2 protein-coding genes and 1 pseudogene are annotated in these 1,701 nt (G+C 40.0%); all 3 read left to right on the forward strand.

The genetic code is table 11. The features are described from left to right. Nucleotides 1-272 (forward strand): FAD-dependent oxidoreductase (locus DYY66_RS05510; RefSeq protein WP_166286913.1); only part of this gene is annotated, 272 nt, incomplete at its 5' end. Between the two features lie 83 nt (nt 273-355). Next, complete coding sequence (locus tag DYY66_RS05515) at nt 356-889, forward strand: hypothetical protein (RefSeq protein WP_166286915.1); 534 nt, start codon at nt 356-358, stop codon at nt 887-889. A gap of 7 nt (nt 890-896) precedes the next feature. Further along, nucleotides 897-1,701, forward strand: a pseudogene (locus DYY66_RS05520) (hypothetical protein); the annotation flags it as partial.

A 1,701-nucleotide genomic window follows, 5' to 3' on the forward strand; every position in this document is an offset into this window, starting at 1 on the left:
ATGTCACGACAAACAATGTCAATACACTAGAGGTAGGCGGACTGTTTGTCGCAATAGGACATGAGCCAAACACAAAATTATTCAAAGGTCAGGTTGACCTTGACGAGCAAGGATACATTGCTCTAAAGAATCACACCCAGACAAATGTTGAAGGAGTCTTTGCTGCAGGAGATGTTCATGATCACAGATACAGACAGGCAATCACAGCAGCAGCATTTGGATGCATGGCTGCAATTGACGTAGACAAGTATCTATCAGAGCGTAAAAAGTAACCAGCAATAGCATCATGTTATTGAAACAAAACTAGAACAAAGATACACCACTTTTTTAAATCAAAACAATCCCGTACAAAAGTATGAAGACTGCAAACATCCCAATATTTACAATCATAATTATTATGTCACTATCTGCCATGGTACATGTGCATGCTCAACAGTATCCACATGGTATTGGAAGCAACTCAAGCGCTCTCTACAATTCGGTAGGCATGACCTACCAGCAATGCCAAGACAGAATATCATCTGAGATGCAAAAAACTGCAGACTCGTTAGACAGAGGAAAAGCAGTAGCACTTGCCATTACTTCTCCCGATTTTCAGTCAAAGATATCAGGACACAAGTATGAATTGACCGTTGTCTCAACTAATGACACCTGGGACAATTCCATGTGTGGTAACGTCAAGCGAACAGCTGTTGGAGTTGGATTCAACTTGCTTGATACGCCTGACACATATCTAGAGTCGGTGGGCGTAGCAGAGGATTCAAACATGAGTCAAGTCACACAAGTTGAGACAATAACAACTCCGATATGTCACAATAATTGTCCTCCTGCAATACCAGCTAAATTGGAATGGTTTTGTTCCCAACATATCTTCAGATTTTCATTTTAATGGAGTCATGATACCAAATGCGACAATACCTGTTAGCATAGACCTAGATAATGAAGGAAACTCCACGCTTTACGACATACGTGTTGCATTTGTTGACTCGCCACTTTTGAGTAATTTTAAAACCGGCTATGGAAATTTTACCCTCGAAGTCGGTCAGGAAAAGACAATATCTGGAACTATATTGTTGCCTTCAGAATTATCAAATGTTTCAAGTAGTTTGAACTGGATGGTTTACGCCAAACATCAAGATGCCACAAATGGATCAAAAGAGTTTCACAAGACAATAAATCTGGCAGACAATTCCATGTCAAAAGACAATTCAGTATCGTTTAGTACAATATTGCCTCCGCTAAAACAAAAAGTTTCAGTAAATGAGATAGAATGCAAACAGGGCCTTCAACTAATCATAAAATCTAATGACTATTCTCCTGCATGTGTCATATCAAACACTATGCAAAAGCTAATTCAGAGAAACTGGGGCGAGTCGCTAGATACTCTAGAAGAACCGCCTGCAATCAAAAAGATGGACATGATGGGATTGCAACAAAACTATAATACAGGACAACCAATTCATGCTGCGCTAAGATTTACTGGTTGGAGCTACGAGTATATGCCTGACATGAAAATTTTGAATGCAACTGGCGATCAAGTTTGGTTCAACTGTCCAGACTGTGTCACACATACAGAACATGTCACAAGGCTACCAGGTTACTTCGGTACGTTTACTTTGAATTTGCAGGATTATAACGATCGTCCTCCAGTCATAAACCAAACTGGAGCGTATACAGTGGTTGCATCGTACGAGAACAAAA

It is taken from the genome of Candidatus Nitrosotalea sp. FS, from assembly GCF_011319475.1.
Classification (GTDB): Archaea; Thermoproteota; Nitrososphaeria; order Nitrososphaerales; family Nitrosopumilaceae; genus Nitrosotalea.

Bases quoted from the DNA above. Each gene is read 5' to 3' on its own strand.
- DYY66_RS05515 (WP_166286915.1), top strand. From the start codon at position 356: ATGAAGACTGCAAACATCCCAATATTTACAATCATAATTATTATGTCA.